Source organism: Streptomyces atriruber (assembly GCF_001418325.1).
GTDB classification, from domain to species: domain Bacteria; phylum Actinomycetota; class Actinomycetes; order Streptomycetales; family Streptomycetaceae; genus Streptomyces; species Streptomyces atriruber.
This window is the reverse complement of sequence record NZ_LIPN01000458.1, coordinates 1-3,416: the sequence shown is the minus strand read 5'-3', so window position 1 is coordinate 3,416 and position 3,416 is coordinate 1. Positions and strand designations below refer to the sequence as shown.

Annotated in this window: 4 protein-coding genes; 2 read left to right on the top strand and 2 right to left on the bottom strand. The window is 72.0% G+C overall.

Annotated features, from left to right (window positions below):
- Positions 1-62 precede the first annotated feature (62 nt).
- Positions 63-716 carry a cysteine hydrolase family protein gene (locus tag AOK03_RS35790; protein ID WP_055569560.1) on the bottom strand — a complete coding sequence of 218 codons (654 nt, stop codon included), beginning with the start codon at positions 714-716 and terminating at the stop codon, positions 63-65.
- A 170-nt stretch (positions 717-886) separates the two neighbouring features.
- On the opposite strand from AOK03_RS35790, the gene AOK03_RS35785 reads away from it, so the two are divergent.
- Both AOK03_RS35785 and AOK03_RS35780 read left to right on the top strand, forming a co-directional pair.
- Entirely contained in the window at positions 887-1,369 is a 483-nt protein-coding gene (locus tag AOK03_RS35785) for a pyridoxamine 5'-phosphate oxidase family protein (protein WP_055569559.1), read from the top strand.
- 117 nt (positions 1,370-1,486) lie between these two features.
- Complete coding sequence (locus AOK03_RS35780) at positions 1,487-2,293, top strand: bestrophin-like domain (RefSeq protein WP_055569558.1); 807 nt, start codon at positions 1,487-1,489, stop codon at positions 2,291-2,293.
- 35 nt (positions 2,294-2,328) lie between these two features.
- Here the strand turns inward: AOK03_RS35780 and AOK03_RS35775 are convergent, their stop codons facing one another.
- A complete protein-coding gene (locus AOK03_RS35775; protein ID WP_055569557.1) occupies positions 2,329-3,231 on the bottom strand; it encodes a LysR family transcriptional regulator in 903 nt (300 codons plus the stop codon).
- Positions 3,232-3,416: the final 185 nt, after the last annotated feature.

Genomic DNA, 3,416 nt, shown 5'->3' with positions numbered 1-3,416 from the left:
GCGGGGCGGGCCCGCGCCGAAGCCGCTGCCGACGGCCGGGATCGTCGTGGCGGGCGGCTCGATCAAGCTGGCTTGACCGACCGGCCCGGCCTCTTCCAGACGCCCAGCACGTCCTGCGTGGTCGTGATGGTGGCGACGAGCGCGAGGGTGTTGCGGACCATGGCCGATGTGTAGTCGGCGGGGACGCCCGCGATGGCGTCGGCGGGCACGACGGCGGTGTAGCCGAGGTTCACGGCATCGAACACCGCGTTCGGTATCGCGACGTTGGCGGAGACGCCGGTGACCAGCAGGGTGCGGCAGCCGAGGTTGCGCAGCAGCGGGTCCACGTCGGTGCCCGCGACGGGAGACAGGCCGTGCAGTCGGCGTACGACGAAGTCCTCGTCGGCCACCTCGATCGGCGGGGCGATCCGCACGGCCGCGGTGCCCGAGAACTGCTGCACGGGGAGTCTCTCGGCGGCCCGGAAGAGCCGGGCGTTGCGGCTGGCCCCGCGCCCGTCGGGCCGCCGCTCGGCGACCGCGTGCAGGACCTGGACGCCGCTTTGGTGCGCGGCGGACACCAGCCGGGCGACATTGGCGAGGGCCCCCGACGTCCTTGCCTCCGCGGCGAGTTCGGGCAGCGCGCTCTCGGTGCCGACGACGCCCCGCTGGCACTCCACGGTCAACAGGGCGGTGGTGGCGGGGTCGAGGATCTCCCTGAGCTTTTCGTACGACGGCATGGCTTCCCCTTGTCGCGGACGTCCGGGACACCGGCCGGCGAGAGGCTAACGGCCATTGCACCGCGAAGGAAGAGCGTCCATGCTTTCCTGACGCACAGTCAGCTATACGGGTCCGACCCGCTCGGTCGGACACGATGAGCATCGGTCGGGCACGACGAACAGGAGGGCACATGGCCGTCACGCAGCGCCGGGGTCGCCGGATCATGATGACGCCGGACGAGCTCGACGCGTTCCTCACCGCGGAGCGCACCTGCCGGGTGGCGACCGTGTCCCCGGACGGTGCCCCGCACGTCAGCACGCTCTGGTTCGCCTGGGACGGGACGTCGCTCTGGCTGTACTCGGTCACCCGCAGCAAGCGCTGGGCCGACCTCCGCAAGGACCCGCGGGTCGCCGTGGTGGTGGACGCCGGCGAGGAGTACGGGGAGCTGCGCGGCGTGGAGCTGTCCGGGACCGTGGAGTTCGTGGGCGAGGTCCCGCGCACGGGTGACCCCTGCCCGGAACTCGACGCTCCGGAGCGACTGTTCGCCCGCAAGGTATTCGGCCTGGACGCGATGCCGCACGACGGCCGCCACGGCTGGATGCGCCTGACCCCGGACGCCGTCGCGTCCTGGGACTTCCGGAAGCTGGCCGACCTGCCGGTCCCTCCGGCGTAAGGACGTACCTCGTTCGAAGACGGACGAACGTTTCTGCAGTTCCCGCCCCCTGCCTCCGCGGGCATGGATGCCGCGCCCGGGCCCCCGGGTCGTCCGCCGCCCCGGAGGTGTCCCACCGTGGTCCTCGTCATTGCCGTCGCCGTACTGGCCCTGCTCGCGGGACTCGCCGCGAACCGCTATCTGCGTCCCCGCCTGATCACCGCCGACGACGACGAAGGCATGGCGGTCAAGGACCTGGTCGGGCCGCTGCTGACCCTGACGGTGCTGCTGCTCGCGTTCGTCCTGGTCACCGCCTCCGGCTCGTACGGGAAGGGGGAGGTCGCCGCCCGCGGCGAGAGCCGCGCCCTGGACCAGCTCGTCGAGATCGCGGAGTACGCGCCCGCGGAGCAGCGGGCGCACATTCAGGCCGATGCCGTCTGCTACGCACGCGCCGTGCGGCAGCAGGAGTGGCGGACCATGGCCGACGGAAAGAGTTCGCCCGCACCCAGCGTGTGGTCGACCGACATCCGGCGGGCGTTCAGCGAACTGCAGGGCAAGCCGGTGTTCGGCATGCTGACCGCCGCCGACAACAAGCGGTCCGACGAGCGCGAGGAGCGCCTCACCCAGGCCACCGCCAGCGTTCCCGGTGCCATCTTCTGGTTCCTCCTGGCGACCCTGACCGTCACGGTCATGGCGCTCGGGACCTGTCTGCCGCGCAAGAACAACCGCGGCCAGCTGATCACTCTCGCGGTGATCACAGCACTGCTGACGACGACGCTGTGCATCATCCGGGACGTGGACCGGCCCTTCGACGGCGTCATCGCGGTGGAGCCGACCGCGATGGCCGAGGCAGAGCGGCAGGCGGACCGCGACTTCCTCGCGAACCACACCGCCGCGGAACTGCCCTGTGACGCGGACGGAAACCGCCGCCAGGCCAAGACCTGATCCCTCCCGGCTCGCGGCTTCCCTCTACCGCAGGCCTACCGCAGCCCCGCCCCCGCGCCCCTCAGCGCCTCCGCCGCCGCCCTGATCGACGGGCGGCGGTCCGCGTCCGCCCGCCACACCACGTACACGTGCCGCCGCACCCGATGCCGCACCGGGACCGTACGCACGCCCGCGGGCATCGGGTCGCGGCCCAGTTGCGGGGCCACGCACACGCCGAGTCCGGCGGCGACCAGCGCGAGCTGTGTGTGATGCTCCTCCGCGCGGTGCCCGATGCGTGGCTCGATGCCCTTGCCGCGCAGGGTGAACATCAGCCACTCGTGGCAGAACTCGCCCTCCGCCCAGGTGATCCACTCGTCGTCCGCGAACTCCTCCAGGTCCACCTCGGCGCGGTCGGCGAGGGGGTGCGCGGCGGGCATCGCCACGTCGGCCGGGTCGTCCAGGAGGGGGGCCTTGACCAGGCCTTCCGGGATCGGCAGGGGTTTGTTGTACCAGTCGAGGACGACCGCCATGTCGATGTCGCCGCGCACCACGGCCGCCACGGCCGGTGTCGGCTCCATCTCCTGGCAGCCCACCCGCAGTCCGGGGTGGTCGGTGCGCAGGGCGGACAGGGTGGCGGGCAGCAGGCCGCGCATGGCCGTGGGGAACGCGGAGATCCGCAGCTCCCCCACCGCCTTGCCGCGCTGCTCCTCCAGGTCGGCCTGGGCGAGCTCGACCTGCGACAGGATCCGCGCCGCGTGCTGGGCGAGCAGCCGCCCCGCGTCGGTCAGGCGCACGCCTCTGCCGTTCTTGGCGAGCAGCTGCTGGCCGACCTCGCGCTCCAACTTCGTCATCTGCTGCGAGACCGCCGATGTCGTCACATGCAGCCCGGCGGCCGCGCCGCTGACCGATCCGTGCCGGGCGAGGGCGTCGAGCGTACGCAGGCGCTCCAGGTTCAACATGTAAGCGATGCTACGCGATACCCCGAACAGAATCTCGCTTGCGCTACGAGATTGGCGGGTTCATCGTGAGACGCATGACCACCGCGCTCCCGCCGTCGCGCTCAGCCGCCCCGCCGACCACCTCGGCCGCATCCGTCTCGCCCCTACCCACCTCGGCCGCACCCGTCTCGCAGACCGTTCGCCCC

Coding starts and splice junctions, on each gene's coding strand:
- AOK03_RS35785 (WP_055569559.1), top strand. CDS start 887: ATGGCCGTCACGCAGCGCCGGGGTCGCCGGATCATGATGACGCCGGAC.
- AOK03_RS35790 (WP_055569560.1), bottom strand. CDS start 716: ATGCCGTCGTACGAAAAGCTCAGGGAGATCCTCGACCCCGCCACCACC.
- AOK03_RS35775 (WP_055569557.1), bottom strand. CDS start 3,231: ATGTTGAACCTGGAGCGCCTGCGTACGCTCGACGCCCTCGCCCGGCAC.